The organism is Roseovarius sp., from assembly GCF_018066915.1.
In the GTDB taxonomy this organism is placed as follows: Bacteria; Pseudomonadota; Alphaproteobacteria; order Rhodobacterales; family Rhodobacteraceae; genus Roseovarius.
This window is the reverse complement of sequence record NZ_JAGPVV010000028.1, coordinates 1-19,030: the sequence shown is the minus strand read 5'-3', so window position 1 is coordinate 19,030 and position 19,030 is coordinate 1. Positions and strand designations below refer to the sequence as shown.

Sequence of the window (19,030 nt, the reverse complement as noted above, 5' to 3'; positions counted from 1 at the left end):
CTGCACAGCAAGTTTCTCAACACCGTGGTCGAGCGCTCTGCCGAAGAAAAGGCGCGGCAAGAGCATTTTGCCAACAGTAGTCTCTATCAGGGCTATTATGACGCGTTGCAGGCCGACCCGGACCTATGGTGCGAAGGCTCGACCCGGCTGGTTGGCTGGCGCCAACTCGAGGCGATGGGCCTCATGTCGCGCGGCGGCTGGATTTAGCCTATCTCGGCGATAAGCGCCTGATACCGCGCGGTATAGTCTTGCCGGGTCTCGACCGGCGGCCGCAGAGTAATGCAAAGCCCCTGCATGAGCATAGGGTCAGGCTTGCCAAAGAACCGATCCGCCTCAGCCACCGAGAACCCCGCGATTTCAGTCGCTTCCATCCAGGCGCTGATCTTGTCGGCCTGCTTGATCTGCTTCTTGATCTCAGGCGGGATGGTAGCAGGCAGGCCAAAGCGGATATGAATCGCCGCCGCAAGCCGTTTATCAAGATCGTCATAGCCCGGCCCAACCGCGTTCTTGACCGGAGAAATCATGTCGCCAATCACGTATTCCGGTGCATCATGCAAGAGTGCGGCCAGTCGCCATTTGGCCGGGGATGACGGTGTAAGGCGGGAATAGAGCCTTTCCACCAGCAGGGAATGTTCGGCGACCGAATAGGCAAAGTCGCCTACAGTCTGCCCGTTCCAGCGGGCAACAAAGCTAAGCCCATGGGCAATATCCTCGATCTCGATATCGACAGGCGTTGGATCAAGAAGATCGAGCCTGCGACCCGAAAGCATCTTTTGCCAGGCGCGGGGTTTGGGCATGCGACCTCCTAGGAACTTGGACGATCCTGCCTAGCGCGGCTTGGCCGATTTTGCAAAGCCCTGCATGATCCCGGCCAGAAGAGGCGAGTCGGCGCGCGCCGCAACAAAATTGTAGCCTTTGAACGGATCACGCTTGAGCGCCCGGATCGTGGCAATGTCGGGCATGGCAATCAGGCCATTCTGGCTGGAATAGAGACGGAAATCTGGGTGCGCCAACAAATGCGCGCTCACTGTGCAGTCCGGATCATTGCCGTGGTCCTCGTAAATCAGCACAGAGCCTTCGCTCAGAGCGCGGGCCGCACCTGTGATGGCATCTATCTCGGCCCCTTCGACATCAAGCTTGATCAGCGCGGCGGTGCCGGGGGGGACAAGATCGTCAATCGCAAGCGTGGTCACGGTCTCGGTCCGGTCCTGCGCGCCTGCTGGCATGTCGCCCATCAGCCGGGCAGAGGCATGGCTGAGATGCGTGTTCACAAAAGTCAGCACCTGACCTGACCGCGCATGAATCGCCGCGCGGTGAAGCGTCGCGCCCGGCAGAGCGGCCGCATTACCCTGCAAACGCTCGAATGTCCGCGCCGACGCCTCGACCGCGATGACCTGCTCAAAGAGCGGCGCGGCGCGGGTGGTCCAATAGCCCATGTTCGCGCCGAGATCGCAAAAGAGCGGCGTCGCCCCGGCGGCGGCGCGCAGCACCGAATCGACCTCGGGCTCATAAGGCGCGAAATAGAGCGCGAAGCGTGTCCAATAGCCATCGTTGAGCAGGATGCGATAGGGCGCGGCCTCCCCGTCTTGCAGGATCACCGCGTTCTCGGGATCAAAGAACCGCCCAAGCCCACGCGCAAACCGTCCATAGAGCCCGCGCGTGACGGCGAGGCGAAAGAGCCCCATCAAGAGGATGTATTGCAGCCGCGCGGAAGGGCTGGAGAAGGTGAGGCGATGCGAGGCGATCATGGCGACAGACCTAGGCAATGGCCGCTCTGGACGCAAACCCTAAACACAAACGCCACACGCGCTTGTGCGCGGAGTTTTAGCGCAACACGATCCTCGCTTCCCCAGATTGATGGCATGGAACCCCGGCGCAGATGCGCCAAGCTGAGGAGAAAGGCCATGTTCAAACGTCTCTGTTCCACCGCAGTCATCTTTGGTGCCGCAGCACTCGCACCGCCCGTCCACGCGCAACCGATGACCTGCCTGCCACGCGCCGATCTGATTGAGCACCTCGAGGGGCGCTATTCCGAGCATCTGACAGGTGGCGGCATGCAAAGCCCGCTACAATTGCTCGAGATCTGGGCCTCGGATCAGACCGGCAGTTTCACCGTCTTTGTGACCCGGTCAGATGGGCTGAGTTGCGTGATCGCCACAGGCCAGAACTGGCAGGATACCACACCAACTGACCCAGAGGGGGTTGCGGGCTAATCGCGCATTGCCGAAAGGGGGAGTGAGTGCTATCTGCCTTGCAAAATTCTCATGCAAGGAGCCACCCCCACATGGCAAATGATTATATCGTCAAGGACATCAGCCTGGCCGCTTATGGGCGCAAGGAACTGGACATTGCGGAAACCGAAATGCCGGGCCTGATGGCCCTGCGCAAGGAATATGGCGAGGCCAAGCCGCTCAAGGGCGCCCGGATCGTCGGAAGCCTGCACATGACCATTCAGACGGCCGTGTTGATCGAAACGCTGGTGGATCTGGGCGCAGATGTGCGTTGGGCGTCCTGCAACATCTTTTCCACGCAGGATCACGCCGCGGCGGCGATTGCTGCTGGCGGTACCCCGGTTTTCGCAATCAAAGGGCAGAGCCTTGAAGAGCATTGGGATTATCTCGACAAATCCTTCATGTTCGAAGACGGCCCGAACATGATCCTCGACGATGGCGGCGATGCAACGCTCTATGTCCTGCTTGGCGCGCGCGCCGAAGCGGGCGAAGACATCATCCCGGTGCCCGCCTCGGAAGAGGAAGAAGTGATCAAGGCGCAAATCGCCAAGCGGATGAAGGCCAGCCCCGGTTGGTTTACAAAGGTGCGCGACCAGATCAAGGGCGTGTCCGAGGAAACCACCACCGGCGTGCATCGTCTCTATGACCTGCACAAGAAGGGACAGCTTCCCTTCCCGGCAATCAACGTCAACGACTCTGTGACCAAGTCGAAGTTTGACAACAAATACGGCTGTAAAGAGAGCCTTGTGGACGGTATCCGCCGCGCCACCGACACGATGATGGCCGGCAAAGTTGCCGTCGTCTGCGGCTATGGCGATGTGGGCAAAGGTTCTGCCGCGTCGCTGCGCGGTGCCGGTGCGCGTGTGAAAGTGACTGAAGTAGACCCGATCTGCGCGCTTCAGGCGGCGATGGACGGGTTTGAAGTGGTTGTGCTGGAAGACGTGATCGACAGCGCCGACATCTTTATCACCACCACCGGCAACAAGGACGTGATCCGCATCGAGCATATGCGCGGGATGAAGGACATGGCCATTGTCGGCAATATTGGCCATTTCGACAATGAAATTCAGGTGGCCGCGCTCAAGAACCATAAATGGACCAACATCAAGGAACAGGTGGACATGATCGAAATGCCTTCGGGCAACCGGATCATCCTTCTGTCCGAAGGCCGCCTCTTGAATCTCGGCAATGCGACCGGCCACCCGTCGTTTGTGATGTCTGCCTCCTTCACCAATCAGGTGTTGGCGCAGATCGAGCTTTGGACCAAGGGCGACCAATACGGCAACGAAGTCTATGTTCTGCCAAAGCATCTTGACGAGAAAGTCGCGCGTTTGCATCTGGACCGCATTGGGGTCAAATTGACGCAACTGCGCGTCGATCAGGCGGATTACATCGGGGTCAGCCCTGAAGGTCCGTTCAAGCCTGAGCATTACCGCTACTGATCAGACCGGCTATTGGACAGGACACCGATGTTGAAAGAACGTATTTTTGATCTCGGTGTCCTGGCCCTCGGCCTGACACTTTTGCTGATCGGCACGACTGCGGCGCAGGCCAAGCCCAAAGTCACCGAAACCATCAAGACCTACACGGTGTCTGCCACCTCTCTAGAAGGGCTGGCACAGGAAATGGATCAGAAAGGCCCGAAAGGATATTGGGCCTATACCGGATGGTATGTAAAGTGGACCGGCGACTGCAAATTGAGCGTCACCGTCGATATTACCCTTCCAAAGCACAAGAACCCCGCCAAGATGCCCGCCGATGTGCGCAAGAAATTCGACACCATGCTGGTCGCATTGACCGAGCATGAACGGCAGCATGGGCGCCATGGCATTGCCGCCGCCGAAGAAATCGAACGCGCGGGCTGTGTGGGCGGGGATGCGATCCTCAAGAAATACAACGCCATCGACATCAAGTTCGACCAGAAAACCGATCACGGTCGAAAGCAGGGTGTGGTGCTGAACTAGCCCCTCCCCGACGGCAAGGCGCGATGTCTTTGGGTTTTCGCCCAAGGGGAGCATTGCGGAAAATTTCCCTTTGTCCGGGAAAAATCCCCGGCTATCGTGCCCAAAGCGTCATTTGTGGGGCTGGGTATAACGAAAAGCCGGCCGGTTGCCGGGAAAATAGGGAGAGAATTGATGGGAAAGCGTGACGACCTGATCGCGAAATACGCGGATGATCTGCGGAATAAATGCGGGATGGAACCGGATATGGACCTGCTGACCAAGGTGACGATTGGCTGTGGTCCGGCGATTTACAACGCCGATGCCTCGACTGTCGCAGGCGGTCAACCGGCAGAGCTTGAGACGGTCAAGACGAATTTTCTCGTCAAGAAACTGGGGCTGGCCGATAGCCCGGCGCTCATGGATGCGATCAATCAGGTGATCGAGACCTATGGCAAATCCGAGCGCAACAAATATCGCGCTGTGATCTATTACATGCTGACCAAGCATTTCGGCAAGGAAGCCGTTTATCGCTGAGGCGATGATCCCACCGAATATCAGAGCGCCCGCCCCTTGGCGGGTGTTCTTGTTTCTGGCTCAGGAATGGGTGCGGAAATCGCTCGTATCGAGCACCGGGGCGGCATCTATATCCTCGGCATCAAGCAGAGTTGCAACCCGCTCGAGCGATGCCACAAGCTGTGCCTGCTCCCAATCCGCAAGCGCCTCGAATTTGCGCACATAGCGCTGTTGCAGCGCGTCCGGGGCACGTCGGATGGTATCGCGCCCGGCCTCGGTGATGACGATGTTGGTCTGGCGGCGATCGGTCTGGGACTTTTCGCGCGTGACCACGCCATGTTTCACCAGTTTATCCACCAAGGCCGTTATGGTCGCCTGAGACACGCGCATCTGCTGGGCAATCTGGGTGGCGGTGCAACTGCCCCGTTCAGCTACGATCTGAAGCACGCGGAATTGCACCGCCGTCAGCCCCGCAGCGGTTGCGAGTTTGCGCCCATAGATCTCTGTCGCACGCAGGATGCGACGCAGGGCGATCAAGCTTTGGTCTGTGCGGTCCATCCGAGCCCCTCTTGTGATGGCTGTAATGGTTGCAAAGCTGTCGCTCAATTGCAATTTCATTCCTCCTGAGAAACTAATTTAGTTCGCTAATTAAATATATAGGGCATTTAGCGCAGAAAATTAAGGGGTTTCGCGCAAAAATGCGCTGTAAGCGTATTTTTGATCGGAAAGGTTGATTTATGAGCACTCTTGTTATATTTAGTAACACGAAGCAAATAGAGAGGTCACTCAGCGATGCGACATGCGATGGAAATGTTTCGGAAAGCCCTGCCCACCCTGCGCAAGCCCTCGTCCGAGGATGGCGCGGCTGTTTGGGAGCTGATTCAGGCCTGCAAGCCGCTCGATGAAAACTCGATGTATTGCAACCTGATCCAATGCGATCATTTCCGCGACACCTGCATCGTTGCCGAGATGGGCGGCGAGATTGTCGGCTGGGTGTCTGGCTATATCCTGCCCGATGACCCCGAGACGTTCTTTGTCTGGCAAGTGGCCGTGTCGGAAAAGGCGCGGGGCACCGGGCTTGGCACGCTGATGCTGCGCGGGCTCTTGTCGCGTGACATCTGCAAGGATGTGACCCGTGTGCAAACCACGATCACCCGCGACAACGCCGCAAGCTGGGCGCTCTTTCGCAAGTTCAGCGATCTGAACGACGGCGAATTGTCGAGCACACCGTATTTCTCGAAATCGCTGCATTTCAACGATCTGCACGACACCGAATACATGGTCACGATCGCCATGAAAGAGCGGATGAAAAAGGCGGCCTGATCCTCAGGCCCCCTGCCCGCCCATTTCCCAATCACAAGAAGGAACACGTTATGACGACTGACATGTCAGCCGACCTTGAAATTTTTGCCCGCCGCGAGAGCGAGGCACGCAGCTACTGTCGCAGCTTCCCCACCGCCTTTGTCAAGGCGCAGGGGTCGGAGATGACCGATGCCCAAGGCAATACCTACATCGACTTTCTCGCCGGGTGCTCATCGCTCAACTACGGGCACAACGACCCGGACATGAAGGCGGCATTGATTGAGCATATCACCGCCGATGGGATCACCCATGGCCTAGATATGCACACAGGCGCCAAGGCTGATTTCCTGCGTGCGTTCGAGGAGATCATCCTGAAACCGCGCGGCATCGATTATAAGGTGATGATGACCGGCCCCACCGGCACCAACGCGGTCGAGGCAGCGATGAAGCTGGCACGCAAGGTCACAGGACGGCGCAACATCATTGCCTTTACCAACGGGTTTCACGGCATGACCATGGGTGCACTTAGCTGCACCGGCAACGCGGGCAAGCGCGCGGGCGCAGGCGGCGGATCGCTCTGCGGCACCACGCATATGCCCTATGAGGGTGCCTTCGGGCCGGATGTGGATAGCCTCAGGATCATCGAGGAAATGCTGGGCAACCCATCAAGCGGTGTCGATGCCCCGGCCGCCTTTATCATCGAACCGGTGCAGGGCGAAGGCGGGCTCAATGCCGCCTCTACCGCCTTTATGCAGGGCATCGCCCGGCTGGCCAAAGAGCACGGCGCGCTGCTCATCGTCGATGACATTCAGGCCGGGTGCGGGCGCACCGGCACATTCTTCAGCTTTGAGGAGATGGGAATCGAGCCCGATCTCATCCCGATGGCCAAGAGCTTTTCCGGCATGGGCCTGCCCTTTGCCGCGCTCCTGATCAAGCCCGAGCATGATATCTGGGGGCCAGCCGAGCATAACGGCACCTTCCGGGGCAACACCCATGCCTTTGTCACCGCGCGGGTGGCGATTGAAAAGTTCTGGTCGGATGATGCGTTCCAGAAATCCATCACGGCAAAATCCGAAATCCTGCGCGACGCGCTCATGCGGATCGCCGATGGTATTCCCGGCTCCCGCCTCAAGGGGCGTGGCATGATGCAGGGGGTCGATGTGGGCTGTGGCACGCTTGCTGCGGCAATCTGCGCCCGCGCCTTTGAAAACGGGCTTATCATCGAGACCTCTGGCGCCCATGATGAGGTCGTCAAGGTGCTGGCCGCACTGACGACGCCCGAAGCAACCCTGAAAAAGGGATTGGGCATCCTCGAAGCGGCGGCGCGTGAGGTGACACAGACACACAAACTTGCAGCGGAGTAACAGCAATGATTGTCAGAGATTTCAACAAGATCATCGAAGAAGAGCGCAGCCGCGTCGTGTCGGACGCGCAATGGTCGAGCGTTCGGATGCTCTTGGCCGATGACGGGATGGGGTTTTCGTTCCACATCACGTTCCTCGAGCCGGGTTCGGAACATACGTTCGAATACAAGAACCACTTTGAGAGCGTCTATTGCATGCAGGGCAAAGGCTCGATCACCGATATTGCCACCGGCGAGACGCATGAGATCAAGCCCGGTGTGATGTATGCGCTCGACAAGCACGATCGCCACATCCTGCGTGCCGAAGAAGAGCTGGTCATGGCCTGCTGCTTCAACCCGCCGGTGACAGGCAAAGAGGTGCATCAGGCCGATGGCTCTTACGCGCTGGAAAGCGCCTGACAAAAGGGTCCGGGTTTAAACCCGGATAGAGGGATATGACATTTCCAGACCATACCGTCGAAAAAATTGGCGGCACATCCATGAGTCGCGTGAACGAGTTGCTCGGCACGCTCTTTGTCGGGGACCGGTCGGGTGCCGCGCTTTATCACCGTATCTTTGTGGTCTCAGCCTTTGGCGGGATCACCAACAAGTTGTTGGAGCATAAGAAATCCGGCACGCCGGGGGTCTATGCACGCTTTGCCAACGGGGATGACGATCACGGCTGGCTCGATGCGCTGACCGAGGTGGGGCGCGCGATGCGCGAGGCGCATGGCGAGATCCTCGACAATCCAGGCGACCGCAGCATGGCGGATGAGTTCGTGCGCGAGCGGATCGAGGGCGCGCGCTCGTGCCTCTTTGATCTGCAACGGCTGTGTTCCTATGGGCATTTCCGCCTGAGCGATCACATGCTGGTCATTCGGGAATTGCTGTCGGGACTGGGTGAATCGCATTCGGCCTTCGTCACCACCCTTCTGTTGCAGCGGGCGGGCGTAAATGCACGCTTCATCGACCTGAGTGGCTGGCGTGATGAGAGCGAGCATAGCCTGTCCGAGCGGATCGCGGCGGGGCTGTCGGATGTGGATTTGAGCAGCGAGATGCCGATTGTCACCGGCTATGCGCAATGCACCGAAGGGCTGATGCGCGAATTCGACAGGGGCTATTCCGAGGTGACTTTTGCCAATATCGCCGCCTACACCGGCGCGAAAGAGGCGATCATCCACAAGGAATTCCACCTCTCCTCTGCCGACCCCAAGCTGGTGGGCGAAGAAGCGGTGCGCAAGCTGGGCCACACCAATTATGACGTGGCGGATCAGCTCTCGAACCTCGGGATGGAGGCGATTCATCCCAAGGCGGCCAAGACCCTGCGTCAGGCGGATGTGGCGCTAAGGGTGACGAATGCCTTTGATCCCGGCGATCCGGGGACACTGATTGACGATCAGCCAACCGATACCCCGAGCGTGGAGATCGTGACCGGGCTGAAAGTCGTGGCGCTGGAACTCTTTGAGCAGGATATGGTGGGCGTCAAAGGCTATGACGCGGCAATTCTCGAGGCGCTCAAGCGGCATAATGTCTGGATCGTGTCCAAGACATCGAACGCCAACACGATCACCCATTATGTGCACGCCTCGCTCAAGGTGGTTCGCCGCGTGGCGCGGGATCTGGAAGAGATTTACCCCTCGGCCAAGGTCTCGGCCCGCACGCTGTCGCTGGTGTCGCCCATCGGGCGTGATCTGAGCGGTCTGCGCGTGCTGAGCCGGGGTCTCGCGGCACTGGAAGACGCAGGAATCGAGGTGATCGCCGCGCATCAGACGCCGCGCAGCGTGGATGTGCAATTCGTCCTTGGCGCCAAGGAGATGGAGGCGGGGATTACCGCGCTGCACCGGGCGCTGATCGAGGGCACGGTGGCGCAACTCCCTAAAAAGGCCGCCTGACAGGGCCGTGGCTCTCACCCACCCATCGGGCGGCAGGCACAATTTGAAACGAATGCGCGGCACTCTCTGTTTGGAGGTGCCGCGCATTTGGCGTAAGGTGGATTTATTCGGGCCAGTATGGCCGAGACCTGATCAAGTTACACGTGTGGTGCGTAGGGAGCACGTGGGGGACGGAGGGTGTCGGCATCTGCTGGCATCCTCCGTTTTGGTTTCGCTGGAACGCTCGACGATCCCGTCACGGGCGCTACCGGCTCCGGGTCAGATCCAGAAACACATCCTGCAAATCCGCCTGTTCGGTTTTCACATCGCGGATGGTGATTCCGGCTGCATGAACGGCAGCAAGCACCTCTTCGGCAGAGGTGGCGCCGGATTTATAGGTGATGACCAGCGCCCCATCGCCGCGCTTGGTCACGCTCAGCCCCTCCGCCTGCGGCAGGGTTGCGGCGGGCTTGTCGGGCTGGATGATCATCGTCTTGTGGTCAAGGCGACCCAAGAGATTGGCGGTGCTGTCGCGCGCCACGACCTCGCCCAGATTGATAATGGCAATCTCGTCACACATTTCCTCGGCCTCTTCGAGGTAATGTGTGGTGAGGATGATGGTCATGCCCTGCTGGTTCAGCCGCCGCACATTTTCCCAGAGCATCTGGCGCAATTCGATGTCCACACCGGCGGTCGGTTCGTCCAGAACAAGGATATGCGGATGATGCACCAGCGCCTTGCCCAAGAGCAGACGCCGTCGCATACCGCCTGACAGGGTGCGCGCATAGGCCTCGGCCTTGTCCTCCAGCCCGATCAGGCGCAGAATTTCGTCGCTGCGCCGTTCGCGTCGGGGCACACCGTAAAGCCCCGCCTGCACTTCGAGCGCACCGCGCGGCGTAAAGAACGGATCGAGGTTCAATTCCTGCGGCATCACCCCAATGGATGCCCGGCTCTGACGCGGGTTGCGGTCCTGATCAAAGCCCCAGATCGTCACCTGCCCCGAGGTCTTGACCACCAATCCCGCCAGAATGTTGATCAGCGTCGATTTGCCTGCCCCATTCGGCCCCAAGAGACCAAAAACCGACCCCTGCGGCACATCAAGGTCGATGCCCTTGAGTGCCTGTTTCTCGGGGCTGTTGCGCCCACCCCCATAGGTCTTGGTCAATCCGCGGATTTCAATGGCATTGGACGCCATGCTGCTCTTGCCCCTCGGCTTGTGTTCACTCATATTCGCACCTAGTGGAAAGCACGGCAAAAGGAAACGCCCCGATGGTAACGCAGGCACCGGAAACCCGCATCGTTGACAGCTACCGCGTCGCCTGCGACGGGGGCGAGGGTGCCTTGGGCCACCCCCGCGTCTGGCTGCAAATCCCGCACGAGACGGGCTTTGTCGAATGTCCTTATTGCGATGCCAAGCTGGTCCACAAGGACTTTGAGGGCAAAGTCTGAGCCTTCGACCAGGCGCCCGGATCGGGCGTCGGAATGTGAGTATTTTCACCAAGAAGAAGCCTGATCGGGAGGGCAACCCATGTCATTCGGAAAAGGCTGTCACCTGCATCTGATCGACGGCTCGTCGTTCATTTTCCGCGCCTATCACGCGCTGCCACCGCTCACGCGCAAATCTGACGGCCTGCCCATCGGGGCGGTGGCGGGATTTTGCAACATGCTGCAACGCTATGTCGAGGGCAACAATGGCCATGACGCGCCCACTCATGTGGCGGTGATCTTTGACAAGGGCAGCCATACGTTTCGCAACGATCTCTACCCCGACTACAAGGCCAACCGCGAGGCGATGCCCGAGGACTTGCGCCCGCAAATGCCGCTGACACGCGAGGCCACGCGCGCCTTCAATATCGCCTGCGAAGAGATCGAGGGCTATGAGGCCGATGACATCATCGCCACGCTGGCCTGCAAGGCGCGCGACGCAGGGGGCCGGGTGACGATCATCAGCTCTGACAAGGATTTGATGCAGCTTGTCGGCGACGGGGTCGAGATGCTGGACGCGATGAAGAACCGGCGCATTGATGTCGAGGGCGTGCGCGAGAAATTTGGCGTGACCCCAGACCGGGTGGTTGATGTGCAAGCCCTGGCCGGGGACAGCGTTGACAACGTTCCAGGCGCACCGGGGATCGGGATCAAGACGGCAGCGCTCTTGATCAACGAGTTTGGCTCGCTTGAGGCGCTGCTCGACCGCGCCGAAGAAATCAAGCAGCCCAAGCGCCGCGATACGCTGATCGAAAAGCGCGCGCAGATCGAGATGTCCAAGCGTCTGGTGCAACTGGATTGCAACACGCCGCTCGACTTTTCGCTTGACGATCTGGAGGTGCGTGATCCCGATCCCGAGGTCTTGTTGGGGTTTCTGGCGCAGATGGAGTTTCGCACCCTGTCGAAACGCATCGCCGACGCCTTGGGCAAAGAGGCACCGACCATACCAGAGCCTGTTGCGCAGCCCTCTGATGCCGCGCCCGAGCAAACACCCGATTGGCCCGCGATAGAGCCTGCTAACTATGTGTGCGTTTCGGATCGCGCGACGCTGGACGCCTGGATCGCCACCATCCGTGCCCAAGGCTACGTCGCCTTCGATACCGAGACCACCTCGCTCAACGAGATGCAGGCCGATCTGGTGGGGATTTCACTGGCTACGGCACCGGGCCGCGCCTGTTACATCCCGCTGGCGCACAAGGACGGGGCGGCGGATGATCTCTTTGGCTCGGACAAGCGGGCCGAGGGGCAATTGCCGCTGGAGGAGGTTCTGAACGCCCTCAAACCCGTGCTCGAGGATGACGCCATTCTCAAGATCGGGCAGAACATGAAATATGACGCCAAGATCTTGGCCGCCCATGGCATCACCGTGACGCCCATCGACGATACGATGCTCATGTCTTACGCGCTGCATGCCGGGCTTCATGGGCATGGCATGGATACGCTCTCGGAGCGCTATCTGAACCATACCCCGATCCCGATCAAATCCCTGCTTGGCGGCGGCAAATCCGCCGTCACATTTGACCGCGTGCCGGTCGCCGAAGCGGTCAAGTATGCCTCCGAGGACGCCGATATCACCCTGCGCCTCTGGCTGACGTTCAAGCCGCAATTGCACCGCGCCCAAGTCACCACCGTCTACGAGACGTTGGAGCGCCCGTTGGTGCCGGTGCTGGCGCGGATGGAGCGGCACGGCGTGCTGGTGGATCGCGACACGCTGCGCGCCATGTCGGGCAAGTTCGCGCAGAAAATGGCAGCGCTCGAATCCGAAATTCACGAATTGGCGGGGCGCAGTTTCAACGTCGGTTCGCCCAAGCAGCTGGGCGAAATCCTCTTTGACGAAATGGGATTGCCCGGTGGGGAAAAGGGCAAGACCGGCGCCTATGCCACCGGTGCCGACGTGCTGGAGGATCTGGCAACCGAACATGATCTGCCAGCGCGCGTGCTGGATTGGCGGCAGTTGAGCAAGCTCAAATCCACCTATACCGACGCGCTGCAGGATCATATCGACCCGGATACGGGGCGCGTCCACACTTCCTATCTGCAAACCGGGGCCAGCACGGGGCGGTTTTCCTCGTCCGATCCCAATCTGCAAAACATCCCCGTGCGCAGCGAAGAGGGGCGCCGTATCCGCGAGGCCTTTGTGGCGGCTCCCGGCAACCGCTTGGTCAGTCTCGATTACAGCCAGATCGAGCTTCGGATTTTGGCGCATGTGGCCGAGATAGAGACGCTCAAGCAGGCGTTCCGCGACGGGCATGACATCCACGCCATGACCGCATCAGAAATGTTCAACGTGCCGCTCGACCAGATGACGCCCGAAATACGCCGTCAGGCCAAGGCGATCAATTTCGGGGTGATCTACGGTATCTCTGGCTTTGGTCTTGCGCGTAACCTGCGGATTCCGAGGGGCGAGGCACAGGGATTCATCGACCGCTATTTCGAACGGTTTCCGGGCATCAAGGATTACATGGACGCCACCATCGCCTTTGCCAAGGATCACGGCTATGTCCAGACCCTGTTCGGGCGCAAGATCCACACGCCCGAGATTGCCGCCAAGGGCCCGCGCGCCGGCTTTGCCCGCCGTGCCGCAATCAACGCGCCGATACAAGGCACGGCAGCCGATATCATCCGCCGCGCCATGATCCGCATGCCCGCCGCGATTGAGGGGCTGCCGTGCAAGATGCTGTTGCAGGTCCATGACGAGTTGATCTTTGAGGTGGCCGAGGACAGCGTCGAGCGCCTGATCGACGCCGCCCGCACGGTCATGCAGGGGGCGGCCCACCCGGCGGTGCATCTCGACGTGCCGCTCGTGGTGGATGCGGGCCATGGCAAGAATTGGGCCGAGGCGCATTAGGCGTCTGCGCGCGAACCTGTAATCGGCTGGGCTGGTTGGGCTGGTTTTTCGACAGAAACGATCCCCTCAGGGATAGTGGTGCCCAGGAGAGGACTCGAACCTCCACGGCCTTGCGGCCACTGGCACCTGAAGCCAGCGCGTCTACCATTCCGCCACCTGGGCAGGTGTCGTGAGGCAGGCGTTTATCGCTCGGCCCGGATGGTGTCAACGGCGATTTTGTCGCTTGGTTGCAATTGCCATATCGTCTTGTCCAAATCGCGCGAGAGCGGTAGGACAGTGAGGATACGCGCATAGCCTCGGAGGCCCACATGTCAAAGCTTGTCACCATCTACGGCGGATCAGGGTTCGTGGGCCGCTATATCGCACGGCGCATGGCGCAGGCCGGTTGGCGGGTGCGGGTGGCGGTGCGGCGTCCAAATGAGGCGATGCATGTCAAACCCTATGGCGTGGTCGGTCAGGTCGAACCGGTGTTCTGCAACATCCGCGATGATGCATCCGTGCGCGCGGTGATGCAGGGGGCCGATGCGGTGGTGAACTGCGTGGGCACTTTTGACCGCAAGGGCAAGAACAGCTTTGACGCCGTGCAGGACAAGGGCGCCAATCGGATCGCGCGGATCGCGGCAGAGGAAGGCGTGACACATCTGGTGCATTTGTCGGCGATTGGGGCGGATGCCACTTCGGACAGCCACTATGCCCGCTCCAAGGCGGCGGGAGAGGCGGGAATCCTCAAGCATTTCCCCAACGCCGTGATCCTGCGCCCTTCGGTGATCTTTGGGCCAGAGGATCAGTTTTTCAATCGGTTTGCCGGGATGACGCGGTTTGGCCCCGTTTTGCCCTTGGTGGGGGCCGATACGCGGTTTCAACCGGTCTATGTGGATGACGTGGCGCAGGCCGCGGTCATGGGGGCCATGGGCCGCGCCGCGCCGGGGATTTACGAGCTTGGCGGGCCAGAGGCTGTCAGCTTTCGTGGTCTGATGCAGCAGATGTTGCAGGTGATCCGGCGGCGGCGTTTGATTGCAAACATTCCCTTTGGAGTGGCGGCGCTGATGGCCGGGGCGATGGAACTGGTGCAAACCCTGACGCTTGGCCTTGTGCCGCCGCAGATCACCCGCGATCAGGTGCGCAGCCTGCGGCGGGATAATGTCGTGGCGGACGGGGCCAAGGGCTTTGACGCGCTTGGCATCACGCCGGTTGCCATCGGGGCCGTGCTGCCGGATTACCTCTGGCGGTTCCGTCCGGCCGGGCAATATGCGGCGATCAAGGAATCGGCCAAGAACCTGCGCGCGCGCTGATCCTCAGCTATAGGCGATGGCCAACAGGGCCACGCCAAGGACCATGCGATAGATCACATAGGGCGTAAAGCTGACGCTGCGCAGGAGGCGCATCATCAGGCTGAGCGCCAAGAGCGCGGCGACAAAGGCGAGGGCCGCCGCAATCGCCCCGTCGCGGATGAGACCCATATCAGCCGTCATAACCGCCTCAGCCCCCAAGAGCACACCGCTGGCGATGATCGTGGGCACCGACATCAGCATCGAGAGGCGCGCGGCATCTTCACGCGCAAAGCCCATGACCCGCGCCCCGGTGATGGTGATGCCAGAACGGGACGTGCCGGGAATGAGCGCAATAACCTGCCACAGGCCGAGCAGGATGGCATCGCGCAGGGTCCAGCCTTCGCTGGTTCTGACGGTCTCGCCTTTCTGATCCGCCCAATAGAGCAGCGCGCCAAAGATGAGCGTGGCCCAGCCGATCACCGCAACGGACCGCAGCGCTTCATTGAACCCCGACAGTTTGAGCAACAGCCCAGCGATCATCACCGGAACTGCCGAGACGATCAAGAGCAGCGCAAGCCGCGCACCGGGCGTGTCGGCGCGCCCCATGAGCAGGCGGGGAAGACCAAAGATGGCACCGCGCAGGTCGGACCAGAAATAGAGGATCACGGCAAAGAGTGTGCCCACATGCACCGCCACGTCGATGATCTGGCCCTGATCCGGAATATGCAGGAGATTCGGCAAAAGGATGAGATGGCCCGACGATGAAATCGGCAAAAACTCGGTGATGCCCTGCACGATGGCGACGAGAAAAATGTGAAAGAGCGCCATGATGCCTGTCCTGAGCCTGTTTTTGAAATCGTATAAAGTATTGTGGTTAAAAGGCAAAGTTGATTGTAGGTCCGGATCGGTATCAATTTATGAAAAAACCCTGAACCATGCGGGCGGATGGTTTGAAAATAATTCATAATAGGTCATAGTTTATGACTTTTAATCCAAAGGGGAGTGCTGTAAACCTGCGCAACCAGTTGACTCGGGAGGAAAAGCCGTGGCCAAGCAACCCATGCTGAAATTCGTGACCGTCGAGCGGGACATGCCCGAGAAACGCGGCGCGGAAGTTCGGCGGCAAGATTTCCATGAAATCTATGCCGAGTTCGCCGATGCCAAGGCCAAGGAACAGGCCGGGCGGTGCAGCCAATGCGGTGTGCCCTATTGCCAGAGCCATTGCCCGCTCCACAACAATATCCCCGACTGGCTGCGCCTAACGGCTGAAGGGCGGCTGAAAGAAGCTTATGAAATCAGCCAGTTGACCAATACCTTTCCCGAGATTTGTGGGCGCATCTGCCCGCAGGATCGGCTCTGCGAGGGCAACTGCGTGATCGAGCAATCGGGTCATGGCACGGTCACGATTGGCGCGGTTGAGAAGTATATCACCGACACCGCTTGGGAAGAGGGCTGGGTCGAGGTGATCAAGCCGAGTGTGGAACGTGCTGATTCCGTTGGGATTATCGGTGCGGGCCCCGGCGGACTTGCGGCGGCGGATGTGTTGCGGCGGGCAGGGGTGCAGGTCACGGTCTATGATCGCTATGACCGGGGCGGCGGGTTGATGACCTATGGTATCCCCGGCTTCAAGCTGGAAAAGGACGTGGTCATGCGCCGGGTCGAACAGCTTGAGCAAGGTGGCGTCAAATTCGTGCTCAATTGCAATGTGGGCACTGACATCAGTTTTGATGAAATTCGCAAGAAACACAACGCCTTGCTGATTGCGACCGGGGTCTACAAGAGCCGCGATCTGGAAGGGCCGGGGGCCGGTGCCACGGGGATCGTGCGGGCGATTGATTACCTCACGGCGAGCAACCGGGTGTGCTTTGGCGATGATGTGCCGGAGTATGAGAGTGGCGAGTTGAACGCGGCCGGCAAGCGAATTGTTGTGGTGGGCGGGGGCGATACCGCAATGGATTGTGTCCGCACCGCGATCCGACAGGGCGCGACCTCTGTTACCTGCCTCTATCGTCGTGACCGCGAGAATATGCCCGGCAGCCAGCGTGAAGTCGCCAATGCCGAGGAAGAAGGCGTTAAGTTTGAATGGCTTAGCGCGCCGGTTGGCTTTGTTGGCGACCCGGTGACAAGCGTCAAGGTGCAGAAGATGCGCCTTGGTGCGCCGGATGCCACAGGGCGGCAGAGCCCGGAGCCGATCGAAGGCGCGGTCGAGGATGCGCCCGCCGATCTAGTGATCAAGGCGCTCGGGTTCGAGCCCGAAGACCTGCCAAGCCTCTGGAATCAAAAGGAATTGGAAGTCACTCGTTGGGGGACGATCAAGGCCGAGTTCACCACCGGACAGACCGCCATGGAGGGTGTTTTTGCCGTGGGCGATATCGTGCGCGGAGCATCGCTTGTGGTCTGGGCAATCCGGGACGGGCGCGATTCGGCGGCAGCGATCCTGAACTACCTGAACGGCGCACAGGCCGTCGCGGCGGAGTGAGCGACCTTACAAACCTTACGTGACTTACGTGGATTTTGTACAAGATTGCACGACGTCCGATGATCGGCAACGAGAACGGCGCGACATGACAGACAGGGCAGCGTCCCTGACCCACCGCGAAAGGAAGGGTTAAGACCGATGACGGGAAGCATGACGGGACATTGCCTGTGCGGCGCTGTGACGCTCACGGCCCTGTCGCATGCCGGGGCTGTCAGCGCCTGTCACTGTTCCATGTGCCGCCGCTGGAGCGGCGCGGCGATGTGGGTTCTGGAGGCGCCGGTGGACTCGGTCGAGGTGGCGGGGCCGGTGGAGCGCTATCGCTCGTCGTCTTTTGCCGAACGGGCGTGGTGCGGCGTTTGCGGAACGCAACTCTGGATCAAAGACGATGACGGGCCATACGAAGTGATGCCGGGGCTGTTTGATGACGCGCGTGCGCTTCCGCTCTCGCACGAGATTTACGTAGACCAAGCATTTACCAGCGTCACGCTGGCGGGCGGGCACAAGCGCGTGACGCGGGCCGAGTATGAGGCGTTCGAACGCGCCGTGCCGGACCGGTCGTGACGAGGAATGAAACGGATGCGCTGCGGCGCGGGATGAGGAGTGATCGCGATGGCAAACTTCGATAGCAATTGGGCGGCACGCGAGGCAGCCAAGCGCACTTGGATGGCCGAGAACGGAATGTATGCCGAAGAAGAGGAACATTCCTCTTGCGGCGTCGGTCTGGTGGTGTCGATTGATGGCAAGCCGTCGCGCCGCGTCGTCGAGGCGGGGATCAACGCGCTCAAGGCGATCTGGCACCGCGGTGCTGTCGATGCCGATGGCAAGACCGGCGATGGCGCGGGCATCCATCTGCAAATCCCGGTCTCGTTCTTTTACGATCAGATCCGCCGCACCGGGCATGAGCCGAACGAGAGCCGCTTGGTGGCGGTTGGCCAAGTGTTCCTGCCGCGCACCAATTTCGGCGCGCAGGAACAGTGCCGGACCATCGTGGAAACCGAAGTGCTGCGCATGGGCCACACGATCTATGGCTGGCGGCATGTGCCGGTGGATATTTCCTGTCTGGGGGACAAGGCCAACGCAACCCGCCCCGAGATCGAACAGATTCTGATTTCCGATGCCAAGGGGCTGGACGAGGAAACCTTTGAGCGCGAACTCTACGTCATTCGCCGCCGGATCGAAAAGGCGGTGCAGGCCGCCGGGATCATGGGATTCTACATGGCAAGCCTGAGCTGCCGCAGCATTATCTACAAGGGGATGATGCTGGCCGAGCAGGTGGCTGTGTTCTACCCCGATCTGATGGATGAGCGCTTTAAATCCGCCTTTGCGATCTATCACCAGCGCTATTCGACCAACACTTTCCCGCAATGGTGGCTGGCACAGCCGTTCCGCATGCTGGCGCATAATGGCGAGATCAACACGCTCAAGGGTAATACCAACTGGATGAAGAGCCATGAAATCCGCATGGCAAGCGGCGCCTTTGGCGATCTGGCCGAAGATATCAAACCGATCATCCCGCAAGGATCGAGCGACAGTGCGGCCCTTGATGCCGTGTTCGAGGTGCTGGTGCGCGCCGGGCGCTCGGCACCGATGGCCAAGACCATGCTGGTGCCTGAATCCTGGTCCAAGCAGGCCGAAGAACTGCCGCAGTCGTGGCGCGATATGTATTCCTATTGCAACTCGGTGATGGAGCCTTGGGATGGACCGGCCGCGCTCGCGATGACCGATGGTCGCTGGGTTTGCGCCGG

18 protein-coding genes, 1 tRNA gene and 2 pseudogenes are annotated in these 19,030 nt (G+C 60.1%); 15 read left to right on the top strand and 6 right to left on the bottom strand.

Annotated features, from left to right (window positions below):
- Window positions 1-207 (top strand): annotated as a pseudogene (locus KBT70_RS01660) (glycosyltransferase family 2 protein); the annotation flags it as partial.
- Here the strand turns inward: KBT70_RS01660 and KBT70_RS01655 are convergent.
- Together KBT70_RS01655 and KBT70_RS01650 are read right to left on the bottom strand one after the other, a co-directional pair.
- Window positions 204-797: an HD family hydrolase gene (locus tag KBT70_RS01655; RefSeq protein WP_296628012.1), complete on the bottom strand. Its 594-nt coding sequence runs from the start codon at window positions 795-797 to the stop codon at window positions 204-206. The pseudogene KBT70_RS01660 and the gene KBT70_RS01655 overlap by 4 nt on opposite strands.
- Before the next feature lie 30 nt (window positions 798-827).
- Window positions 828-1,748 (bottom strand): FkbM family methyltransferase, encoded by a 921-nt coding sequence (locus KBT70_RS01650; protein WP_296628009.1) that lies wholly within the window; start codon window positions 1,746-1,748, stop codon window positions 828-830.
- A gap of 156 nt (window positions 1,749-1,904) precedes the next feature.
- On the opposite strand from KBT70_RS01650, the gene KBT70_RS01645 reads away from it, so the two are divergent.
- The 4 genes from KBT70_RS01645 to KBT70_RS01630 all read left to right on the top strand — a co-directional run bounded on the left by KBT70_RS01645 (window position 1,905) and on the right by KBT70_RS01630 (window position 4,708).
- Complete coding sequence (locus KBT70_RS01645; protein WP_296628006.1) at window positions 1,905-2,213, top strand: hypothetical protein; 309 nt, start codon at window positions 1,905-1,907, stop codon at window positions 2,211-2,213.
- Window positions 2,214-2,284: 71 nt separating this feature from the next.
- Window positions 2,285-3,673, top strand: a complete 1,389-nt coding sequence (ahcY, locus tag KBT70_RS01640) for an adenosylhomocysteinase (RefSeq protein ID WP_296628002.1) — start codon at window positions 2,285-2,287, stop codon at window positions 3,671-3,673.
- Between the two features lie 27 nt (window positions 3,674-3,700).
- A complete protein-coding gene (locus KBT70_RS01635; protein ID WP_296627999.1) occupies window positions 3,701-4,195 on the top strand; it encodes a DUF922 domain-containing protein in 495 nt (164 codons plus the stop codon).
- Window positions 4,196-4,366: 171 nt separating this feature from the next.
- Window positions 4,367-4,708 carry a DUF2853 family protein gene (locus KBT70_RS01630; protein WP_296627996.1) on the top strand — a complete coding sequence of 114 codons (342 nt, stop codon included), beginning with the start codon at window positions 4,367-4,369 and terminating at the stop codon, window positions 4,706-4,708.
- Between the two features lie 60 nt (window positions 4,709-4,768).
- Here the strand turns inward: KBT70_RS01630 and KBT70_RS01625 are convergent, their stop codons facing one another.
- Window positions 4,769-5,245: a MarR family transcriptional regulator gene (locus KBT70_RS01625; protein WP_296627994.1), complete on the bottom strand. Its 477-nt coding sequence runs from the start codon at window positions 5,243-5,245 to the stop codon at window positions 4,769-4,771.
- A 246-nt stretch (window positions 5,246-5,491) separates the two neighbouring features.
- Here KBT70_RS01625 and ectA point away from each other — a divergent pair, with 246 nt between their 5' ends.
- From ectA to KBT70_RS01605, 4 genes are read left to right on the top strand one after another with little or no spacing between them, the layout of a single operon-like run.
- A complete protein-coding gene (ectA, locus tag KBT70_RS01620) occupies window positions 5,492-6,010 on the top strand; it encodes a diaminobutyrate acetyltransferase (RefSeq protein ID WP_296628018.1) in 519 nt (172 codons plus the stop codon).
- Between the two features lie 50 nt (window positions 6,011-6,060).
- Window positions 6,061-7,353: a diaminobutyrate--2-oxoglutarate transaminase gene (gene ectB, locus KBT70_RS01615; protein ID WP_296627993.1), complete on the top strand. Its 1,293-nt coding sequence runs from the start codon at window positions 6,061-6,063 to the stop codon at window positions 7,351-7,353.
- A gap of 5 nt (window positions 7,354-7,358) precedes the next feature.
- A complete protein-coding gene (locus tag KBT70_RS01610; RefSeq protein WP_009817015.1) occupies window positions 7,359-7,751 on the top strand; it encodes an ectoine synthase in 393 nt (130 codons plus the stop codon).
- 35 nt (window positions 7,752-7,786) lie between these two features.
- Complete coding sequence (locus KBT70_RS01605) at window positions 7,787-9,223, top strand: aspartate kinase (protein ID WP_296627987.1); 1,437 nt, start codon at window positions 7,787-7,789, stop codon at window positions 9,221-9,223.
- Window positions 9,224-9,467: 244 nt separating this feature from the next.
- Here KBT70_RS01605 and KBT70_RS01600 read toward each other — a convergent pair whose 3' ends face one another.
- Entirely contained in the window at window positions 9,468-10,397 is a 930-nt protein-coding gene (locus KBT70_RS01600; RefSeq protein WP_296628015.1) for an ABC transporter ATP-binding protein, read from the bottom strand.
- A 74-nt stretch (window positions 10,398-10,471) separates the two neighbouring features.
- On the opposite strand from KBT70_RS01600, the gene KBT70_RS01595 reads away from it, so the two are divergent.
- Together KBT70_RS01595 and polA are read left to right on the top strand one after the other, a co-directional pair.
- The gene (locus KBT70_RS01595) at window positions 10,472-10,651 is read left to right on the top strand and encodes a zinc-finger domain-containing protein (protein WP_037276823.1); all 180 of its coding nucleotides are present in this window, start codon (window positions 10,472-10,474) and stop codon (window positions 10,649-10,651) included.
- 79 nt (window positions 10,652-10,730) lie between these two features.
- Entirely contained in the window at window positions 10,731-13,535 is a 2,805-nt protein-coding gene (gene polA / locus KBT70_RS01590) for a DNA polymerase I (RefSeq protein ID WP_296627981.1), read from the top strand.
- A 76-nt stretch (window positions 13,536-13,611) separates the two neighbouring features.
- On the opposite strand, the gene KBT70_RS01585 is transcribed toward polA, so the two are convergent.
- A tRNA-Leu gene (locus tag KBT70_RS01585) sits at window positions 13,612-13,697 on the bottom strand.
- A 146-nt stretch (window positions 13,698-13,843) separates the two neighbouring features.
- On the opposite strand from KBT70_RS01585, the gene KBT70_RS01580 reads away from it, so the two are divergent.
- Window positions 13,844-14,827, top strand: coding sequence for a complex I NDUFA9 subunit family protein (locus tag KBT70_RS01580; RefSeq protein ID WP_296627979.1), 984 nt, complete (start codon window positions 13,844-13,846; stop codon window positions 14,825-14,827).
- Between the two features lie 3 nt (window positions 14,828-14,830).
- Here KBT70_RS01580 and KBT70_RS01575 read toward each other — a convergent pair whose 3' ends face one another.
- The gene (locus KBT70_RS01575) at window positions 14,831-15,634 is read right to left on the bottom strand and encodes an undecaprenyl-diphosphate phosphatase (RefSeq protein ID WP_296627977.1); all 804 of its coding nucleotides are present in this window, start codon (window positions 15,632-15,634) and stop codon (window positions 14,831-14,833) included.
- A 217-nt stretch (window positions 15,635-15,851) separates the two neighbouring features.
- Between KBT70_RS01575 and KBT70_RS01570 the strand changes: the two genes are divergently transcribed.
- The 3 genes and pseudogenes from KBT70_RS01570 to KBT70_RS01560 form a co-directional block, all read left to right on the top strand.
- Complete coding sequence (locus KBT70_RS01570) at window positions 15,852-17,285, top strand: NAD(P)-dependent oxidoreductase (protein ID WP_296627974.1); 1,434 nt, start codon at window positions 15,852-15,854, stop codon at window positions 17,283-17,285.
- Window positions 17,286-17,423: 138 nt separating this feature from the next.
- Window positions 17,424-17,846 (top strand): GFA family protein, encoded by a 423-nt coding sequence (locus tag KBT70_RS01565; protein ID WP_296627972.1) that lies wholly within the window; start codon window positions 17,424-17,426, stop codon window positions 17,844-17,846.
- Between the two features lie 48 nt (window positions 17,847-17,894).
- Window positions 17,895-19,030 (top strand): annotated as a pseudogene (locus tag KBT70_RS01560) (glutamate synthase large subunit); the annotation flags it as partial.